This window comes from Halomonas sp. YLGW01, assembly GCF_014840935.1.
GTDB lineage: Bacteria > Pseudomonadota > Gammaproteobacteria > Pseudomonadales > Halomonadaceae > Onishia.
Genome location: NZ_CP062005.1, coordinates 1,002,875 through 1,022,795, shown reverse-complemented (window position 1 = coordinate 1,022,795; position 19,921 = coordinate 1,002,875). Strand labels below are relative to the sequence as shown.

The 19,921-nt window shown below is 67.5% G+C and carries 15 protein-coding genes; 2 read left to right on the top strand and 13 right to left on the bottom strand.

Annotated features, from left to right (window positions below):
- The first annotated feature begins 7 nt into the window (after positions 1 to 7).
- Positions 8 to 2,101 carry a carboxy terminal-processing peptidase gene (locus tag IEJ03_RS04740; RefSeq protein ID WP_242458051.1) on the top strand — a complete coding sequence of 698 codons (2,094 nt, stop codon included), beginning with the start codon at positions 8 to 10 and terminating at the stop codon, positions 2,099 to 2,101.
- A 72-nt stretch (positions 2,102 to 2,173) separates the two neighbouring features.
- Entirely contained in the window at positions 2,174 to 3,355 is a 1,182-nt protein-coding gene (locus IEJ03_RS04735) for an HDOD domain-containing protein (protein WP_192036540.1), read from the top strand.
- Between the two features lie 70 nt (positions 3,356 to 3,425).
- Here IEJ03_RS04735 and IEJ03_RS04730 read toward each other — a convergent pair whose 3' ends face one another.
- The 13 genes from IEJ03_RS04730 to IEJ03_RS04670 all read right to left on the bottom strand — a co-directional run bounded on the left by IEJ03_RS04730 (position 3,426) and on the right by IEJ03_RS04670 (position 19,591).
- Complete coding sequence (locus IEJ03_RS04730) at positions 3,426 to 4,130, bottom strand: RNA polymerase sigma factor FliA (protein ID WP_192036539.1); 705 nt, start codon at positions 4,128 to 4,130, stop codon at positions 3,426 to 3,428.
- Positions 4,131 to 4,261: 131 nt separating this feature from the next.
- A complete protein-coding gene (locus IEJ03_RS04725; RefSeq protein ID WP_192036538.1) occupies positions 4,262 to 4,696 on the bottom strand; it encodes a flagellar protein FlhE in 435 nt (144 codons plus the stop codon).
- Positions 4,693 to 5,337 carry a hypothetical protein gene (locus tag IEJ03_RS04720; protein WP_192036537.1) on the bottom strand — a complete coding sequence of 215 codons (645 nt, stop codon included), beginning with the start codon at positions 5,335 to 5,337 and terminating at the stop codon, positions 4,693 to 4,695. The genes IEJ03_RS04725 and IEJ03_RS04720 overlap by 4 nt, the downstream gene beginning before the upstream one ends.
- Before the next feature lie 2 nt (positions 5,338 to 5,339).
- Complete coding sequence (gene flhF / locus IEJ03_RS04715; protein ID WP_192036536.1) at positions 5,340 to 7,601, bottom strand: flagellar biosynthesis protein FlhF; 2,262 nt, start codon at positions 7,599 to 7,601, stop codon at positions 5,340 to 5,342.
- Positions 7,598 to 9,682: a flagellar biosynthesis protein FlhA gene (gene flhA / locus IEJ03_RS04710; protein WP_192036535.1), complete on the bottom strand. Its 2,085-nt coding sequence runs from the start codon at positions 9,680 to 9,682 to the stop codon at positions 7,598 to 7,600. The genes flhF and flhA overlap by 4 nt, the downstream gene beginning before the upstream one ends.
- Positions 9,679 to 10,851 (bottom strand): flagellar biosynthesis protein FlhB, encoded by a 1,173-nt coding sequence (flhB, locus tag IEJ03_RS04705; protein ID WP_192036534.1) that lies wholly within the window; start codon positions 10,849 to 10,851, stop codon positions 9,679 to 9,681. Before flhB ends, flhA begins: the two co-directional genes overlap by 4 nt.
- 193 nt (positions 10,852 to 11,044) lie before the next feature.
- A complete protein-coding gene (cheZ, locus tag IEJ03_RS04700) occupies positions 11,045 to 11,731 on the bottom strand; it encodes a protein phosphatase CheZ (protein ID WP_192036533.1) in 687 nt (228 codons plus the stop codon).
- 36 nt (positions 11,732 to 11,767) lie between these two features.
- Positions 11,768 to 12,157 (bottom strand): chemotaxis response regulator CheY, encoded by a 390-nt coding sequence (cheY, locus tag IEJ03_RS04695; RefSeq protein WP_192036532.1) that lies wholly within the window; start codon positions 12,155 to 12,157, stop codon positions 11,768 to 11,770.
- A 55-nt stretch (positions 12,158 to 12,212) separates the two neighbouring features.
- On the bottom strand, positions 12,213 to 13,919 hold the full coding sequence (locus IEJ03_RS15960) for a methyl-accepting chemotaxis protein (RefSeq protein WP_192036531.1): 1,707 nt from the start codon (positions 13,917 to 13,919) through the stop codon (positions 12,213 to 12,215).
- A gap of 45 nt (positions 13,920 to 13,964) precedes the next feature.
- On the bottom strand, positions 13,965 to 15,026 hold the full coding sequence (locus IEJ03_RS04685) for a chemotaxis response regulator protein-glutamate methylesterase (protein WP_192036530.1): 1,062 nt from the start codon (positions 15,024 to 15,026) through the stop codon (positions 13,965 to 13,967).
- A 134-nt stretch (positions 15,027 to 15,160) separates the two neighbouring features.
- Positions 15,161 to 16,036: a CheR family methyltransferase gene (locus tag IEJ03_RS04680; RefSeq protein WP_192036529.1), complete on the bottom strand. Its 876-nt coding sequence runs from the start codon at positions 16,034 to 16,036 to the stop codon at positions 15,161 to 15,163.
- A complete protein-coding gene (locus IEJ03_RS04675; protein ID WP_192036528.1) occupies positions 16,033 to 18,228 on the bottom strand; it encodes a methyl-accepting chemotaxis protein in 2,196 nt (731 codons plus the stop codon). Before IEJ03_RS04675 ends, IEJ03_RS04680 begins: the two co-directional genes overlap by 4 nt.
- A gap of 76 nt (positions 18,229 to 18,304) precedes the next feature.
- Positions 18,305 to 19,591 carry a methyl-accepting chemotaxis protein gene (locus IEJ03_RS04670; RefSeq protein WP_192037182.1) on the bottom strand — a complete coding sequence of 429 codons (1,287 nt, stop codon included), beginning with the start codon at positions 19,589 to 19,591 and terminating at the stop codon, positions 18,305 to 18,307.
- Between the last annotated feature and the right edge of the window lie 330 nt (positions 19,592 to 19,921).

Genomic DNA, 19,921 nt, shown 5'->3' with positions numbered 1-19,921 from the left:
TTCATCGATGAGACGGATTGCAGTCATGGGGCGGTTGGGCGCCATCACCCTGATGCTGACGCTGAGCGCCATGGCCCTGGCCCAGCCGCAGCCGAGCGAGGCCCAGCGCCAGGTCGCGGCCGAGGTCGCCGACTCCCTGCGCTACGGCCACTACGCGGATATCAGCCTCACCAACAGCTGGTCGCGTCGCGCCTATCAACGCTACCTGGACATTCTCGACCCCCAGCGAGCCTATCTGCTCGAGCGGGATGTCGAGGAATTTCGCGACAGCCTCGGCGGTCGCGTCGACGACGTGCTCTACGACGGTGACCTGGAACCGGCCTTCGCGCTCTACCAGCGCTATCAGACACGCCTCGAGGCGCGCCTCGAGTGGATCCTCGCCAAGCTCGATGACGGCCTCCCCTATCACTACGACACCGACGAGCGGCTGGCCCTGGAGCGCGAGGACGCCCCCTGGGCCGACAAGCAGCATGTTCTGGATGACCTCTGGGACAAGCGGCTGAAGAATTCCGCCCTGACCATGCTGCTCAGCGACCAGGACGAGGCCGAGGTGGTCAAGACCCTGCGCGACCGCTACGAGAACCAGCTGAATCGTATCCGTCAGACCAACGAAGAGGATATCTTCGGTCTGTTCATGGCGGCGGTCACCGGCACCATCGACCCCCACACCGAATACCTGTCGCCGCGCCAGGGCGAGTCCTTCGATATCCAGATGCGCCTGTCCCTGGAAGGCATCGGCGCCCTGCTGCAGGCCGACGGCGAGTACGTCAAGGTCTCGAGCCTGGTTCCGGGCGGCCCCGCCGAGAAGGCCGGCGTGCTCGAGCCCGCCGATCGCATCGTGGCCGTCGGCCAGGGCGATGACGGCGAGATGACCAACGTGGTCGGCATGCGTCTCGATGAAGTGGTCGACCTGATTCGCGGCCCCAAGGGCTCCAGGGTGCTGCTGGACGTGGTCCCCGCCCAGTCGGTGGACATGACCCGCTCGCATATCGTCGAGATCGTGCGTGACACCGTCAATCTGGAGGATCAGGCGGCCAGCAGCGAAGTCGTCGAGATCACCCGCGAGGACGGCGTCCACCGCATCGGCGTGATCGACATTCCCACCTTCTACGTCGACTTCGATGCCTGGCAGGCCGGCGAGGAAGACTACCGCAGCACGACCCGCGACGTGGCCAAGGAGATCCGCGCTCTCAAGGCTCAGGATGTGGAAGGCATCGTGCTGGACCTGCGCAACAACGGCGGCGGCGCCCTGCAGGAGGCCAATTCGCTGATCGGCCTGTTCATCGACCGCGGTCCCACCGTCCAGGTCCGCGACGCCCGAGGGCGCATCAGCCTGTATGGCGACACCGACAGCGGCACTCTCTATGACGGCCCGCTGACGGTGCTGGTCAATCGCCTGTCGGCCTCCGCCTCCGAGATCCTGGCAGGCGCCATCCAGGACTATGGCCGCGGCCTGGTGGTGGGCAACCGCACCTTCGGCAAGGGTACCGTGCAGACTCTCAACGAGCTCAGTCATGGCGAGGTGAAGCTGACCCGTGCCAAGTTCTACCGCATCTCGGGGGAAAGCACCCAGCATCGCGGCGTCGAGCCCGATATCGTCTTCCCGAGCCTGATCGACCCGGAGGTGATCGGCGAGAGCAGCCTCGACAACGCCCTGCCCTGGGACACCGTACGCGCCGTCCAGTATCGGCTCTACGGCACCCCCTGGCGCCATCTCGAGGCTCTGTCCGCGGCGCACCAGGATCGTATCGCCACGCACCCCAACTTCGTCTATCTGCAGAAGCAGGCCGAGCTCTCGCGCCACCTGCGCGATCAGCAGACTAGCGTCAGTCTGAATCGCGAACAGCGTAAGCGGGAGATGCAGGCCCAGGAAGCCGAACAGCTGTCGCTTGAGAACCAGCGCCGCCGCGCCCTGGGGCTCGAAACCCTCGAGGACTGGAGTCAGGCCCGTGGTGGCGCGACCGAGACAGAGTCCGGCGCGCCACTGGATGCCGAAGAACCCGCCCCCATCGATCGTGCTCAGGTGATCGAGAGCGCCGAAATCCTGCTCGACTACGCGTACCTCAGGACCAACGGGCGCCAGCTCAGCGGATTGGACTGATCCCCACCTCTCCACCGGGCGCCCCTGTCGGGGCGCGCCCCTATTGCTTGCCGTCAAGGAAACGACACCCCCATGTCTCAGCATGCCGATCGTCGGTACCAGGTTACCCTGCACCCGATCTTCGACCGTGACTTCGTCCACCTGGGCGATCACCTGCAATACCGCAGCGACGACGAAGATCACGGACTGGAGGCCGCCGCCAATGCCTGTAGCCTGGCGCTCTACGAGATCGGCCTCGATAACCTGCTCGACGATCGCGCCCTCTACATCGACCTGCCGGTGGCATGGCTGGCTCGCCCCGAGCTGTGGCCGATGCCGGCCAAACGCATGGTGATCGGCCTGCTCGGCACCACCGCCTTGGGCGAAGCGGAGCTGGAGGGGCTCGATGTCCTCAAGGCTCGCGGCTATCGGCTGATGAGCGGCACTGACCAGGACTCGGCTCTCACCGCCCTGGCCGACGTGGTCCGCCTGGACGCCGGCCGCGATCTGGACGATCCACGTCTCGCCGGGTGGCAGACCGGGAGTCAGCCGATGCTGGCCACCGGAGTCGATGACGATACCCGCCTGGAGGCCGCTCGCCACGCCGGCTGCACCCTCTTCACCGGCGGCTACCTGGCCAGCCCTCGACGACACCGCCGTTCGGTCTCCGGCACCCATGGCAACAAGGGCATCCAGATCCGCCTGGTCAGCGAGCTGTATCGCGAGGACGTCGACCTGTCCGCCATCAACGATCTGATCGTGCAGATTCCGCACCTCCATGTGGCCATCATCAAGCGCGCCAACTCGAGCTTCTTCGGTCAGGCCGACCGGCAGTCCTCGCTGATGCGCGCCATGCAGGTGCTAGGCCTGCAGGAGCTGCGCACCCTGGTGGCCACCATGCTGCTGTCGAGCAACTTCCCCTCCTCTCGACTGACGCTGAGACTCGCCCTGGTGCGGGCCTTCATGTGCGAGCAGCTGGCCCAGCCATTCTCCGACATCGACGCCTACGACGCCTTCACCACCGGGCTCTTCTCGCTGATGGACGTGCTGCTGGAGACGGATCGCCAGACCCTGCTGGCCGAGGTGCCGCTGGGCCCGGCGATCACCGGCGCCATCGAGACGCGCCGTGGCTCGCTGGGAGCCTTGCTGAGCCTCGCCGAGGATTACGAGGCGTTGGCAGGAGAGCCCGATGCCCAGGCCGACAGCGCCCGGCTGCGGGACTGCTACCTGGCCGCCCAGCAGCGCACCGAGGCACTCATGCAGATGACGCTCTAGGAGGGGCCGCGTCCACCGGGAACATCTCGAACGGGTTGAGAAGCACGGAAGCCTCAGGATGCGCGAGGCCTCAGGTCCCTGCCGCCATCCGTGCTCGCAGGCGACTGACCGCCTGACTGTGCAGCTGGCAGACTCGGGATTCGGTGACGCCGAGCACCGCACCGATTTCCTTCAGGTTCAGTTCTTCCTGATAGTACAGCGCCATTAGCAGTTTCTCGCGTTCCGGAAGCGCCTCGATGGCCGCCACCAGCTGCTCGCGCTGCTGGCTATCGACCAGAGCCGCGAAGGGAGACTGCGGCCCCAGGGCGCCCGCCTGGGGCTCGCCGCTCTCGGCCACCAGTTCCTCGAAGGGCAGCAGGTGGCCGCTGTTGGTGTCGCTCAGCAGCTGGCGGTAAGCCTCCAGGGGCATGTCCAGATCGGCGGCGATCTCCCGCTCCTCCGGGGCTCGGCCTAGCTCCTGCTCCAGGCGTCGTACGCTGGCATCCACACTGCGGGCATTGCGCCGCACGCTGCGCGGCATCCAGTCCCGGGTGCGCAGTTCATCGATCATGGCGCCACGGATGCGCTGGCTGGCGAAGGTGGTGAAACTGGCGCCGGCCTTGGCATCGAAGCGCCCCAGGGCGTCCAGCAACCCCACCATCCCCGCCTGGATCAGATCATCCAGCTCGACGCCCGCCGGCAGCTTGACCTGCAGCGACAGCGCCTGGCGTCTGACCACCGGCAGGTACTGCTCGAGGAGTGCCTGTTGATCGATCTTGCCCTGTGCCGTGTACATCCTGTTGCCTCGGGACCGACATATTGCCGGGTGCGTGGTTCGGACGGTGCCCCGGCCTTCCGGGACGATGACTACCATTATTCGGCCTGACCGCACTCGAGGAAGGCCGAAACAGGCCCTACTGAGGCGGGTTATTTGTGCGATGGCGCGCGACGGCGATGCTCGACGATCACCTGAAGGTCCTCGACCCGCAGGGCCCGGCGCTCGCCTTCGGGCAGCCGAAAGCGAAAGCGCAGCGGTGCATCGGCCCGCCAGGCCTGCGGTGCGGTGCGTCGTCCCCGGGACGTGGCAAGCATCAGGCAACGGTCCGCCTGGCATAGCCTGGCCTCCAGGGCACGTCCGGCCGGCAGGCGAAAACGCCAGGACACCGCGGCGATCCCCTGCCCTCCAACCCTGGCCGGATCCGCCGGCAACAGGACGCCGGAACTCGCCACCCGCCCTGGCACCGCCACGGTGAGCGGCGGCGCGCTGGCCACCCAGCTGCCGGCGGCCTGAATGGATGACGCCATCCACAGCGCCGCGAGACACGCAAGAGTGGCCAGGGCGAGCTTGCCAGCTCCCCTCATGGCGCCACCACCAGCAGCTCGATACCGAAGGCCTGGCGGGCGACCTGCTGCAGATTGTTGAGCAGGCCACGACGCGAGGTCACCGGCGGATGAAGCGCCAACAGGCGCCGAGGGCCGCCGCCCTGTTGCACCGCCTGCATGACGCGAAAGGCCTGACGAAAGCCGTCGCCGTCGGTATCGATCCACAGCGCCCAGCGCGGCTGCTGGCGAGCCAGCCGGGCCAGTTGCGGGCTCTCGGCGTCACAGGCCATCAAATGCCAGACGCCGGGATCTCCGATCCAGCGCTGCCCCTGACGGGCCCAGGCCTTCAGTGCCGCCTGGGCACGCTCGGTGCTCGCCCCGGTGGGCAATCCCAGCACCATCAGCGGAATCCTCGATGTCGCGTCAGGAGCCGAGACCGACTCGCTCTCTACCTCCTGGGCCTCCACCTCCTGAGTCTCTATCTCCTGGGCCGGCGACTCGGTCTTGCCGTCCGGGGCGCCGGTGCGCTCGCGGCTCGCCGTCTCCGCGATCGCTTGATCGCGGACCACACCTCGCGACGCCGAAGCGTCCACACTCGAGGCCTCGTCCGTCGCAGGCGCCTCCTCGGAAGCCTTATGCGCCTCGGCCCAGCGGCGGAGGCCGGCCGCCTGATCGCCCATGCTCACCACGCCTCCTGCTCAGCGAAGTGGCGCATCGCCTCACGGGCCTCCAGCACCTGAATCAAGCCATCGAGCAGGGTCCTGGCCCGTCGAGGCCGGCGGCCCCCGGCGAGACGCAGCAGCTGGGCGCGAGCATCCATCGCCCAGTCGTCCTCGGCCTGCTCCAGGTGCATGGCGAGTGCCGCGATGCCGCCGGCCATGAAGGTCCGCAGTTCACCGTCGATGGCCAGCGGCCCGGTGCCTGCCAATTCCCGTGCGGCGTGACGTGCCAGGGTCGGCAGCTCGTCGGCGGCGAGCTGTTCGAGCAATGCCGAACGGCCGCGCTCGGCCGGCCACCAGGCCGGCGACATCGCATAGCGGCGCGTCAGCACCGCACCACTATCCTGCCCGTGCACCTCGGCAAACCAGGCCCACATGGGCTCGCCCTCTCCGGGGCCGGTGCAGCGAACCGCCAGCCGCGCGATCGAGACGCTGACCGTCTGCCCCCGGTAGCGCAGCGAGACCGGGGGCAGCGCCCGAGCCTCCGTGACCAGCGCCGACAGGGCCAGGCGTTCGCCACGATACCGCACCCGACTGTTGGCCTGAGCCTGGCTCAGCCAGCCGCTGCCGCGCGCCTCCAACCAGGCCCTGAGCCGGGCATCGGGCAGCCGGGGCAGCAAGTGAGCACTCACGCCCAGGGTCGTCTCGGCCCAGGCCATCCGCTCACCTTGCCCGGCCACCAGCCGGTGCTCGGGAAACGGCTGAGCCAGCGGCCGCCCGGTGGCATCCAGCGCCAGATGGGGCAGCATCCAGTCCTCACCGGGCAGGGTCGACGCCCGCGCCCACAGCAGGCTGGTGGAGGTCATCGGCACTCGCTCATACAAGGGCGCCAGCCGCTCTCCCTGCAGGCGTGAGGGCAGCGAGCCCAGCGCCCAGGCGTCGGCCAGGGTCCCGAAGCCGGGCACCCGCTCGTCCAGCAGTCGCCACAACGCCCCCATCGCCCGGGCCTGGCCGAACAACGCCGCCCCGCCGGGGGACCCACCGCTCGGTGGCTCGATGCCCCGAGGGCTCGCGAAGGGGGAGGCGCCCCCCACCTCGAGGGCCTCGCCGATCAGGGCCGCGCCATCGGCCACGGCCAGATCCTCGGGCACGCGCTGGCCATGGGAGACGAAATGCAGGGTCAGGCCATGGCGAATCAGGGTATCCAGCGCCCCACCCAGCCGGGCGGCCTCGTCCTGCTTGGTGAGGATGGCATCCTCGAGCCGACCGCCCATGGCCCGAGCCGTCTTGAGGTAGGTGGTCACCACCTCGTCGATGGTCTCGCCCTGACTGGCAGCATTGAGCAGCAGCACCAGGCGCACGGCGCGACTGTCCCCGCGCAGGTGGGCGATCTGCTCGAGCAGGCGCCGGTCGCGTTGGCTCATGCCGACGGTATCGACCAGTACCAGATGCTTGTCGACCAGCTGCGGCAGCAGGCTCTCCAGGGGGCGGTCCGCCTCCAGGGCATGCATCTCGACGCCCATCAGCTCGGCATAGATGCGCAGTTGATCCTGGGCACCGATGCGGTAGGCATCGGTGGTGACCAGTACCACCCGCTCGGGGCCATGACGCATCACGTAGCGGGCGGCGAGCTTGGCGGTGGTGGTGGTCTTGCCGACGCCGGTAGGACCGACCAGGGCCAGCACGCCGCCCTCATCGAGCAGCGCCTCGGCCCGGGGCGCCACCTTGAGCCGTGCCGCCAGCTGGCGCTCGAGCCAGGCGCGCGCCTGGTCGGCGGGAGCATCGGCGAGCTCGGCTGGCCGCCCGGCCAGCAGCTCGCCGGCCAGGGCGTGACCGATCCCGGCCGCCAGCAACTGCCAGTGCAGTTCGGCGCTGGGTCCCGCCCGGCCTGCGTCCTGATGGCCGAGCAGTTCGCGCATCTCCTGCATCTCACCCAGCAGCTGCTGGCTAAGGGCAGCGAAATCCTCGGGCGGCGCCGAGCTTGCCGCCGAGCTTGCCGCCGGTGCGTCGGCCGCGGGTGGCGTGGCGCTCACCACGCCAGAATAGGAGTCGCGTCGTGCCGGCTCAGGCTCGGCGACGCCCTGACGCCGGACCGCGGGCTGCATCGCCTCGGCGGCCACCGCCTGTTCGGTCATGGATGTCGCGGCCTCGTCGGCCAGGGCCAGGACCTCGACACCGCCGTCGACGGGACGGTTGGCGAGGATCAGGGCATCATCGCCGAGACTTGCCCGCACCTGCTGCATGGCCTCACGGCTGTTGGCACCGAAAAAGCGTTTCACACTCATGAGTCGGCTCCCACCAGACTGGTGATCTTGAGGGTTCGATCATCGGGAATCTCGGCCTGCGACATCACCACCAGGTGGTTCAGGCGTCGACGCAGGAAACGCGCCAGCAGCGCGCGCAGGCTGTGCTGCACCACCAGCACCGGCGGCTCGCCGCTGGCCTCCTGGCGCTCCAGCGCCTGGGCAGCCTGATCCATCAGGGTCTCGGCGAGACCCGGCTCCAGCGCACCGCCACTGTTCATGGCCTGCATCAGCACCTGCTCGAGCTTGGCATCCAGGCCGATCACGTGCAGGTTGCCCTGGGCCGGGAACCACTGCTGGGTAATCGCCCGGCCCAGGGCCACGCGCACGATGGCGGTGAGATCGGCGACCTCCACCTGGTCGCCGCCATGCTCGGCCAGGGTGTCGAGGATGGTGCGCAGGTCGCGAATCGACACATCCTCCTCGAGCAGCTGCTGCAGCAGCCGCTGCAGCTGGGTCAGGCTCACGACCTTGGGCACCACGTCCTCGACCAGCGACTTGTCCTCCTCGCCGAGCTTGTCGAGCAGCTGCTGAACCTCCTGGCGACCGAGCATCTCGCCGCCGTGGCGATGCAAGAGGTGATTGAGATGGGTGGCGACCACGGTGCCGGCATCGACCACGGTGTAGCCATAGACCTGGGCATGCTCGCGCTGGTTGGTCTCGATCCAGACGGCGGGCAGGCCGAAGGCCGGATCCTCGGTGCGGGTGCCCTCGAGCTGGCCCGAGACCTGCCCCGGATCGATGGCCAGCCACTTGCCCGGGAAGGCCTCGGCGCGGCCGATCTCGACCCCCTTGAGAGTGATCAGGTAGGTGTTGGCCCCGAGCTCGAGGTTGTCACGGATATGCACCACCGGCGGCAGGAAGCCGACATCCTGGGCGAATTTCTTGCGCACGCTCTTGATGCGCCCCAGGAGCTCCCCCTGCTGGCGATGATCGACCAGCGGGATCAGGCGATGTCCGACCTCGAGGCCCAGGGTATCGACCAGCGAGACATCGTCCCAGCTGGCCTCGGCGGGCTCGGGGTCCTGCGCCGGCGCGGTGTTGATCACCTCCTCGGTGAGGCGCTGCTCCTCTTGGCGCTTGAGCCACCAGGCCAGCCCCCCGAGCAGCCCGGTGAAGATCAGGAACACCAGATTGGGCATGCCCGGCACCAGCCCCAGCAGGCCCATGACGCCCGCGGCCAGCCACAACACCTGGGGGTTGAGGAACAGCTGGCTGATCATCTGCTGGCCGACATCCTGGTCGGTAGTCACCCGGGAGACGGTGACGCCGGCGGCGGTGGAGATCACCAGCGCCGGAATCTGGGCGACCAGGCCGTCGCCGATGGTCAGCAGGGTATAGGTCTTGGCGGCGGCGCCGAAGTCCAGCCCGTGCTGCAGCATGCCGATCATCAGGCCGCCGATGATGTTGACCACCATGATCACCAGGCCGGCCATGGCATCCCCGCGCACGAACTTGCTGGCCCCGTCCATGGAGCCGTAGAAGTCGGCTTCCTGGGAGACATCCGAGCGCCGCTGTCGTGCTTCGTCCTCGCCGATCAGGCCGGCGTTGAGATCGGCATCGATGGCCATCTGCTTGCCGGGCATGGCATCGAGCATGAAGCGAGCGCCCACTTCGGCGATGCGCCCGGCGCCCTTGGTAATGACCATGAAGTTGATGATGACCAGGATCAGGAACACCACCAGACCGACGGCGAAGTTGCCGCCGACCAGGAACTGGCCAAAGGCCTCGATCACCTTGCCCGCAGCATCGCCGCCCTGATGGCCCTCCATGAGTACCACCCGGGTCGAGGCCACGTTCAGCGACAGCCGCAGCAGGGTGGTGAACAGCAGCACCGCCGGGAAGGCCGCAAAGTCGAGCGGCTTCTGGGTGAACATGCTGACCAGCAGCACCATCACCGCCAGGGCGATGTTGAAGGTGAAGAACAGATCCAGCGCGAAGGGCGGCAGCGGCAGGACCATCATCGACAGGATCATGATGATCAGCAGCGGGCCGGCCAGCAGCTTCATCCGTATGTCACCGAGGGCATCGAAGCGGCCCAGATAGTCACTCAGCGCTCTCATCGAGGCTCCTTGGTTGCGTCATCGCCCGTCACATCAGGGCGATCGTCCAGCTCGTCAGGCACCGGAAGGTCCTGCGGCGTTGCCGGCACCTCGCCCCCCTCCTCGCGCACCCGCCGGAGGCGGAAGGCCCAGGCCAGCACCTCGGCCACGGCGGTGTAGAGCGCCAGGGGAATCTCGTCATCCAGGTCCACATGGCCATACAGCGCCCGGGCCAGGGGCGGTGCCTCGAGGCGCGGGATGCGATGCTCCTCGCCGAGTTCACGAATCCGCCTGGCCACCTCCCCCGTGCCCTTGGCCACCAGCCGGGGTGCCCCCATCTGTGCCTGGTCGTAGCGCAGGGCGACGGCGTAGTGGGTCGGGTTGGTGATGATGACGTCGGCCTCCGGCACCTTGCTCATCATGCGGTTGCGCGCCATGGCCTGCTGCTGGGAACGAATGCGGGCCTTGAGCTGGGGGTCGCCCTCCGACTCCTTGTGCTCCCGCTTGACCTCGTCCTTGCTCATGCGCAGCTTCTTGGCATGGCTCCACAGCTGGAAGGGCACGTCGATCAGCACCGCCACGATCAGTGTCAGCACCATCAGGCCCGAGGCCTGGGCAGCCAGGCGCATGGCATTAGCCAGCGCCTGACGGATCGGCTGATCCATCAGCGCCATGAACTCGCCGAGGTGCGTCGCCAAGAACCAGGCCCCCACGCCACCGACCAGCACCGACTTGGCGACGGCCTTGGCCAGCTCCGCCAGAGCCTGGGTCGAGAACATCCGCTTGAGGCCCTTGAGCGGGTTGAGCTTACCAAGCTGAGGCTGGAGCGACTTGGCCGAGATCAGCCAGCCCCCCAGCAGCGCCGGTGCCACCAGCGCGACAACGGCCAGCAGCAGGAACAGGGGCAGCAGCGCGAACAGGGTACGCTGGCCCAGTGCCAGGGCATGGGTCAGCATCGCATTGGGCTCGAAGGCCTGGCGGCGCTCGAACAGGAACGACTGCTCCATCACCAGACCGATCTGATCGTAGAGAGAGGCCCCCATGCCCCACAGGCCGGCGACCCCGCCGATCAGCAGCATGAAGGTGGTCAGCTCGCGGGACCGGGCCACCTGGCCGTCTTCACGCGCCTTCTCGCGTCGTCGTGGCGTGGCCTCTTCGGTCTTGTCGTCGGTACTGCTGTCGTCGGCCATGACCGATGGCCCTTTCGAGACGGGGCGGGTGAATGCCGGCCATTGTCGGTAAAGCGGGGGGAAGGCGATGGACGAAAAAGCGCGAACAATCGTGGTCTATTCACGATTGGAAACCCGACGCCCGGGATGAAAGGCAGGAAGGCGACGGGAGGGCGAGCAGCGCCGCCGGGCCGAGGCCCGGCGGCATCCGGGCCTAGAAGCCCAGCTCGTCGAGCAGATCGTCGACCTGATCCTGGCTGCTGACCACGTCGACGGCCTCCGCCTTGACCTGAGGGCCGTTGAGCAATGTGGCCTCGCGCTTGGCATCGGCCTCCCACTGCCCCTCGGCGCGACGCTTCATCTCGTCGCGGCCCTGCTCGGCGGGGACGCTGTCGAGCAGCACCTGCACCAGCTGATGCTCGATCTCGCGGATGACATCCATCATCTTCTTGATCACCTGGCCGGTCAGGTCCTGAAAGTCCTGAGCCATCATGATCTCGAGCAGCTCCTTATGGGTGCCCTGAGTCATGTCCGGCACCTCGGCGAGGTAGCCGCGGGTGTCGATGACCAGTTCCCGGGCCTCGTCCAGCTCTTTCGGCGCCTCGAACCACTCGCTCCAGCGCTTGTCGAGCGCCTGGGCGCGAGACGCGAGATCGTCCTGCAGCGGCTGAGCCCGGTCGATGGCATTGAGCGCTCGATCCGCGGCCTGCTCGGTCATCGAGGCCACGTAGTTGAGACGATCCCTGGCATCGGGAATCGCCTCCGCGGCCTTCTCGATCTCCTGGTCGAGGCCGAGCTCGCGCATGTTCTCGCGCAACATGCGGGTCAGCTGCCCGATGCGCTTCACCAAATCTTCGCCGCCGCCATCGGGGCCAGCCGTCTGTTGAGCCTGATCGCTCATGATCGCTTCTCCTGCCGAGGAAGGCCCTCGTCCTGATTACATGCCGAGCTTTTCGAAGATCTTGTTCAGCTTCTCGTCGAGCGTCGCGGCGGTGAACGGCTTGACTACATAGCCATTGGCGCCGGCCTGAGCGGCGGCGATGATGTTTTCCTTCTTGGCTTCGGCGGTCACCATCAGCACCGGCAGCTCCTTGAGCGCCTCGTCGCCGCGGATCTGCTTGAGCATCTCCAGGCCATCGAGGTTGGGCATGTTCCAGTCCGAGACCACGAACTCGAAGCCACCCTGCTTGAGCTTGCTTAGCCCGTCCTGGCCGTCCTCGGCCTCCTCCACGTTGGTGAAGCCCAGCTCCTTGAGCAGGCTGCGCACGATGCGGCGCATGGTGGGAAAGTCGTCCACCACCAGAATCTTCATGTCCTTGTTGGCCATCTCAACCTCTTGCTCGTGTCGTCATTAAGAGGGCCGGCAGGATGCCGACCTACGTTTAGAATTCTTGCCAATCGTCCTCGGCGGTGGCCGCCTCGCGCCTGGCCTGAGCGCGAGGCGCGGAGCTCGGGCGTGACAGTGCCGGCCGCTGCTCGCCGCGCTCCTTGGCTGCCGGGCGTTCGGCCGATGGCAGCGCCTGAGCGGCGTTCTCCGCCAGGCGGAAGACGGCCACCGCCTGCTCGAGGCGGCTGGCCTGTTCCTCGAGAGAAGTCGCCGCCGAGGCGGCCTGCTGCACCAGGGAGGCATTCTGCTGCGTCACCTGATCCATCTGGCCGACCGCCTGGCTGACCTGCTCGATGCCGTCGCTCTGCTCCTGAGAGGCGGCCGAGATCTCGTCCATGATGTCGGTCACCCGCTTCACGGCCTCCACGACTTCCTGCATGGTCGTCCCGGCCTGCTCGACCAGGGTGGAGCCCTGCTGCACCTGGCCGACGGAGTCGTCGATCAGCGTCTTGATCTCCTTGGCCGCCGAGGCACTGCGCCCGGCCAGGTTGCGCACCTCACCTGCCACCACGGCGAACCCGCGGCCCTGCTCACCTGCCCGCGCGGCCTCCACCGAGGCATTGAGCGCCAAGATATTGGTCTGGAAGGCGATCGAGTCGATCACACCGGTGATATCGGCGATCTTCTGGGAGCTCTGGGAGATGCCGTGCATGGTGGTGATCACCTGCTCCACCACCTCGCCGCCACGCCCCGCGGTGTTCGATGCCTCGAAGGCCAGCCCGCTGGCCTGACGCGCGTTGTCGGCGTTCTGCTTCACGGTGGTGGTCAGCTCTTCCATGCTCGAGGCGGTCTGCTGGAGGGAGGCCGCCTGCTCCTCGGTGCGTGAGGACAGATCGGCGTTGCCGCTGGCGATCTCGCGGGTACCGACATGGATCGAGGCGCTGCTCTCGCGCACCGTGCCGACGGTGCCGGCCAGCCCCTGCTGCATGTCGCGCATGGCGACAAACAGCTTGCCCATCTCGTTGTGGCTGGTCACGGTGATCGTCTCGCTGAGATCCGCCTTGGCGATGCGCTCGAGGGTCCGGACGGCCTCATGCAGGGGACGAATCACCAGGCCGCGCAAGGCCAGGTAGGTCAGCCCCAGGATGAGAGCCACGACCATCAGCGCGACCAGGCCGATCCGCTCGAACAGCTGGGTGTTGGCCTCGTAGTCGGCCATCAGGGCATCGCCGCGCTGGTCGGCGTAACGCACGAAGTCGGTCATCGCGGCGTCGGTCGCCTGGCCGCTCTCCAGGGCCTGGTCGCTGAGGTCGCGGTATTCGAGGACATCCCCGTCCTCCAGGGCCGCGACCTGGTCGCGCACCATGCCAATCAGGGTGCCGAAGCTCTCGCCGGTGCGCTCGGTCAGGATCTTGCCCCGGGACTGGCTCGGCACGGCCATGAAGTTCTCGAAGCGCCGCTCGGCGCGGTCGAGCTGATCGACGACTTCGGTCAGGAGGGCTTCTACCTTGTCGCGCTGGCCCATCATCTGCTGATAGGCGGCCAGCTCGAGCCCCCTCCTGGCGCCGCTAAGCAGGGAGTCCGCTCGCTGAATCTCGTTGAGCTGGGAGACGTTGATGCGGTCCATGGTGACCAGGGTCTCGTTGGCCATCCTGCCTGCCATGCCGCCAAGGCTCGAGACCAGCAGAATCAACAGGGCAAACACCACCAGCGCCGAGGTCACCGCCGCCCTGATGCTGAGATTACGAAAGAAGGTCGTCATGCATGAGATCCTTAAGGTGAGTCGTTGAGCATCCGCCGAGCAGAATCAGACGCGCTGGGCACGGCCGGAGGCCGCGACCAGTGTCATCAGCCTCGGGGCGATCTCGTCCAGAGGCAGCACCTCGTCGGCGGCCCCCAGGGCGATGGCTTCACGGGGCATGCCGAAGACCACGCAGCTGGCCTCGTCCTGCGCCACCGTCGGCGCGCCGGCCTGGCGCATGGTCAGGAGACCGGCGGCCCCGTCCTTGCCCATGCCGGTGAGCAGCACGCCGATGGCGTTGCGGCCGGCCTGCCGGGCGGCCGACTCGAACAGCACGTCCACCGAGGGGCGATGACGATTGACCGGCGGCCCGTCGTCGAGGCGCACCACATAGTTGGCGCCGCTGCGGGCCAGCTTCAGGTGCTGGTCGCCAGGAGCGATGTAGGCATGCCCCGGCAGCACCCTTTCGCCCTCGCTGGCCTCCTTGACCCGAATCCGGCACAGCTTGTCGAGGCGCTCCGCAAAGGAGCGGGTGAAGCCGCCGGGCATGTGCTGGGTGATCAGGATCGCCGGGGCGTTGGAGGGCAGAGGCTCAAGCACATGGCGAATCGCCTCGGTGCCCCCGGTGGAGGCGCCGATGATCAGCAGTTTCTCGCTCGACACCAGCGGTGCCTCGAGGCTCTTGGGCGCCGGACGATCCTTGTGACGTGCCTGGCGAGGCCGGGAGCGGGCCGCGGCGCGCAGCTTCTCGGCAATCAGCTCGCCGTATTCCATCATGCCGCTACGGATTCCCATGGAGGGCTTGGCGAGGAAGTCCAGGGCGCCGAGCTCCAGCGCCCGCAGGGTAACCTCGGAACCGGCCTGGGTCAGGGACGACACCATCAGCACCGGCATGGGCCGCAGGCGCATCAGGCGCTCGAGAAAGTCGAGCCCGTCCATGCGCGGCATTTCCACATCCAGGGTCAGCACATCGGGGTTGTGCTGCTTGATCAGATCCCGCGCCACCAGCGGATCCGGCGCCACCGCCACCACTTCCATGTCCGGCTGGGCATTGATGATTTCGCTGAGCAGGTCGCGTATCAGCGCCGAGTCATCGACGCACAGCACCTTGATCCTGGCTGAACTCAAGGCAGGTCTCCTGTGTTGGGTGCCTGGCGCGGCACGGCGTGCCACGCGGCATTAAAGGCTCTATCGGCCAGCCTCCGGCGGGCTTTAACGCCCGTCCCGCCATCGCGCGTGCCGGCGGCGGCTGGGCGCTCGTCTCAGGGACGCGGCGCCAGGGTATAGACGGTCTGGCCGCGTAGCCGGAAGGCCTCGCTGATGTAGGAAAAATTCTCCGAATGCCCGGCGAACAACAGGCCATCCGGTTTGAGCAGCGGGGCGAAGCGTTGAAGAATCCTGGCCTGCGTGGTCTTGTCGAAGTAGATCATCACGTTGCGACAGAAGATGGCATCGAAGGGGCCCTCCAGGGGCCAGCCCGGAGCCAGCAGGTTCAACGACTTGAACTCGACCATCGCCGCCACCTCGGGGCGCACCCGGGCGAAGCCCGCCCGCCGGCCGCTGCCCTTCTGGAAGAAGCGCTTGATCCGCGTCTCCTCCAGCTTGGTGACCTGCTCCAGGGCGTAGATGCCCTGTCGTGCCCGGTCGAGGGCATCGGTGTCGATGTCGGTGGCCACCACCTCGGCCTGATCGGCCCGCGACCCCAGCGCCTCGCGCAGCGACATGGCGATCGAGTAGGGCTCCTCGCCGGTGGAGGCCGCCGCGCTCCACACCCGCACCTTGTCCCGCCGCTCGGCGACGTGGCGCGACAGCAGCGGGAAATGGTGCGCCTCCCGGAAGAAGGCGGTGAGGTTGGTGGTCAGCGCGTTGGTGAAGGCCTCCCACTCCCGTGCCTCGGGCTGACGCTCCAGCCGAGCCAGGTAGTCTGCGAAATGGGTGAGCCCATGATGGCGCAGGCGCTTGGCCAGCCGGCTATAGACCATCTCCCGCTTGTGCTCGGCGAGCACGATGCCGGCTCGCTGGTAGATCAGCTCGCGGATACGGGCGAAATCCTGGTCGGTGAGGACCAGATCCCGCTCCGCCAGGGAGGCCGACCAGCCTCCCTGTCCGGCCGCCTCATGGGGCAGATGCGTGTTCAAAACTCCTCCCAGTCGTCATTGACGCTGGCCAGCTGACGGTCCTGCCGCGATGCCTGTCCGGTAGCGCGCTCGGGTTGGCTGGCGGTCGGCGCCTGCAAGCGCTCGCGTCGCTCACCCGACTGCAGTGCCGGGGCCTCCTCGCGCTGCTGCGGCAACCGTTGGACGGTTTCCATGCCGGCGCCACGCAGGCGGAAGGCGGCAATCGACGTGCTCAGGTGAAGGGTCTGCTGCTCCAGCTGGGAGGCGGCATGCGCCGAGGACTGCACCCGGGTCGCGTTCTGCTGCGTCACCTCGTCCATCTGGGCGATGGCCTGATTGATCTGGGCGATGCCGCTGCTCTGCTCCTCGGAGGCGGCGGTGATCTCGCTCATGATGTCGTTGACCCGGGTCGCCGCCGAGACCACCTCACCGATGGCGCCCTCGGCAGACTTGACCAGGCCGGCCCCGCTGTCGATCTCCTTGGCCGAGCCGGAGATCAGCTCGCGGATCTCCTTGGCGGCCGAGGCGCTGCGCCCGGCCAGGCTGCGCACTTCCTCGGCGACCACGGCGAAGCCCCGGCCATGCTCGCCGGCCCGCGCCGCCTCGACCGAGGCATTGAGGGCCAGGATGTTGGTCTGAAAGGCGATCGAATCGATGACGTCGATGATCTCGGTCATCTGTCGGGAGCTAGCGGTGATGCGCTCCATGGTGTCGACGACCTGGTTCATCAGCTCGCCGGCATTGCCCACCTGGCTTGCGTTGTCCACCGCGAGACTGCTGGCCTGGCGGGCATTGTCGGCGTTCTGCTGCACCGTGGTGGTCATCTCCTCCATGCTGGAGGCGGTCTGCTGCAGCGAGGCGGCCTGCTGCTCGGTGCGCGACGACAGGTCTTCGTTACCCTGGGCGATGTCTCGTGCCGCCGGCTCGACCACCTTCACGCTGCCATTGACGTCGCCGACGATGCTGCCGAGGCTCTTGCGCATCACATCCAGCGCCGCCATCAGCCGCCCGGCCTCGTCATTGCGGTGCGACGGCATGCTGGCCGCGAGGTTGCCGGCGGCGATCTGCAGGGTGAACTGCATCGACTCGCGCAGCGGCTTGGTCAGGGCACGAATGGTCATCCCGCCGAGCAGGATCAGCAGCAGCAGCCCGACGATGAGCAGCGTGCCCTGGATCACCAGCATCTGCTGCTGATCGGCCCTCGCCTGCTCGGCCAGCTGGCTGGCCTTGCTCCGCTTCTCTTCGATCAGCGCATTGATGGTGTCCGAGAGCTCGGCGCCCTTGGGCTTCAGCACCTCGTTGAAGGCCACATAGGCCTGGTAGAAGTCCCCGGCATCGAGGGTCTCCACGGCGGCGTTCAGGCCATCGTCGATATAGACATCGAGGCCATCGGTGAAGGCCCGCTCACTCGCCGAGAGGTTGCCCTGGTCGCCGATGAAGTTCGCCCAGGCCGTCTCCAGCTCGGTCACGACTGCGCCGACCTCGGTCTTGAGGCTGTCCACGTCCGCCGACATGGGGTTGCTGACCGGGCCGTCGAGGCGGTCCCGGCTCTGCGTCATCAGCTGCTCGATGCGCTGCAGCCGCGCCACGTCCTCGAGACCGTCCTGCCGAATTTCCTGGATGCGCTCCCCGGCGGTGTTGAGGCTGTAAAGCCCCAGGCCGCCACTGGCGACCAGCAGCACCGCCGCGACCCCGATCATGGTGGTCAGGCGCGCGCGCATGCTGCCCAGGTTGGTGCGCCGCAGCCGGCCGATCAGCCCGCGGCGACGCAACCGGCCACGCTCCAGGGTCAGGTGCTTGCCGCGCCCCTCGCGAATCAGGGCATAGCTCTGCTCGGCCTCCTCGATGGCCTCACGCTCGGCCTTGACCCGCAGCGAGGCATAGCCGACGACCTCACCCTCCTCGATCAACGGCGTGACGCTGGCGTTGACCCAGTAGTGATCCCCGTCCTTGCGCCGGTTCTTGACCAGCCCCGACCAGCTCTCGCCGGCCTTGAGGGTCTCCCACATGTTGGCGAAGGCCTCGACCGGCATGTCGGGATGGCGCACCAGGTTGTGCGGGGCGCCGAGCAGTTCCTGGCGAGAGAAACCGCTGACCTCGATGAAGGCCGGGTTGGCGTAGGTGATGCGTCCCTTGAGATCGGTTCTCGAGATCAGGAAATGGTCGTCATGCAGCTGATATTCCCGGTGCGTCACGGGTTGGTTGTTGCGCATCCTTTCCCCCTTGCGTAAGGCCCCCAGGGGCCTAGACAGACATGATTGTTGTTGGCCTCTGGCGCCTATCTGGCGCCTAGCAGGACGACCAGTCGTCTTTGTCCTGTGGCGTGGATGATGACGAGGCGCGTCGAGCGTTCTGCGCCGTCGTGCCCTCGCGCCTGGGCATGAGCTGCGGCATCCAGCGGGCGAGCTCATCCTCGGCGTCATCATCCGGCCGCGCTGCCGCCGGAGTGGACGCCATCTCGCCGGCCTGGGGCGCCAGACGAAAGGTCGCCACCGAGGCACGCAGCTCTTCTGCCTCGCGCTCGAGCTCGCCGGCGGCGCTGGCGGCCTGCTCGACCAGGGTGGCGTTCTGCTGCGTCACCCGATCCATCTGCGTCACCGCCTGGTTGACCTGGCCGATGCCGTTGCTCTGCTCCTGCGAGGCGGCAGCTATCTCGTCCATGATGTCGCTGACGCGCTGCACGGCAGCGACGATCGCCTCCATGGTTTTCCCCGCCCGGTCCACCTCGGCCGTGCCCTGCTCGACGCGGGCCACCGAGGCCTCGATCAGGCCACGAATCTCCCTGGACGCGTCGCCGCTGCGACCGGCCAGCTTGCGGACCTCCTCGGCCACCACGGCGAAGCCGCGGCCATGCTCGCCGGCACGGGCCGCCTCGACGGAGGCATTGAGGGCCAGAATGTTGGTCTGGAAGGCGATCGAATCGATCACCTTGATGATCTCGCTGACCCGCTGCGAGCTCTGGTTGATCCCGCTCATGGTGTCGACCACGGCATGGACCACCTCGCCCCCCTGGTGCGCCGTCCGAGAGGCTTCCTCCGCCAGCTGGCTGGCCTGACGGGCATTGTCGGCGTTCTGGGAGACCGTCGAGGTCAGCTCTTCCATGCTGGAAGCGGTCTGCTGCAGCGAGGCGGCCTGCTGCTCGGTACGCGACGACAGATCGGTGTTGCCCTGGGAGATCTCCTTGGCGTGGCGGTGAATGGTCTGGCCACCCCGACGCACCGAGCCGACGGTGCGCCCGAGGCTCTGCTGCATGTGTGCCATCGCCGCGAACAGGCGCCCGATCTCGTTGTCGCCGCGCTGTTCGATGGCGCCGGACAGGTCGCCCTTGGCCATGCGTTCGAAATGGGCCACCACCCGCTCGAGCGGGCGAATCACGTTGGCCGTCACACCCCACACCACCAGCCCCACGGCGATGGCCGTCAGGCCAAGCACCAGCAGGATGCCGGCCCTGACCAACCCGGCCCGCTCCTCCACCGCGGCCGGATCGTCGATCGCATAGAGCCCGAGGGCACTGAGCATCAAGATCAGGCCGGAAAACAGCGTCAGCACCAGTCCCCAGCTCAGCCGGACGGTCATGTTGTCGATTACCTTCACAAGCACCTCTTTCCCTTCTGTGGCGGCCTTCGGGTCATGCCGCCGTCCATGTGCGGGCCTTGTCATCGGCCCCTCGCCGTATCCTGTCGTCAGGGCGAGTGATGGTTCTTGTTGGGGGTGTTATGGCACTGGTTGTTCTGATCGTTGCTATCACGGCAGCCATCACCGTTGTGGCCACGAGATGATGACGTGCGAGACGACGGTGTCGTGGCAGTTAGGGAGGTTATCGGCCAATCGAGACAGGGCTTTAGGCAGAAAGCGCATCGCCATCAACGGCTGACAGGGCGCGGCCGGCGCCACAACGACGATCGC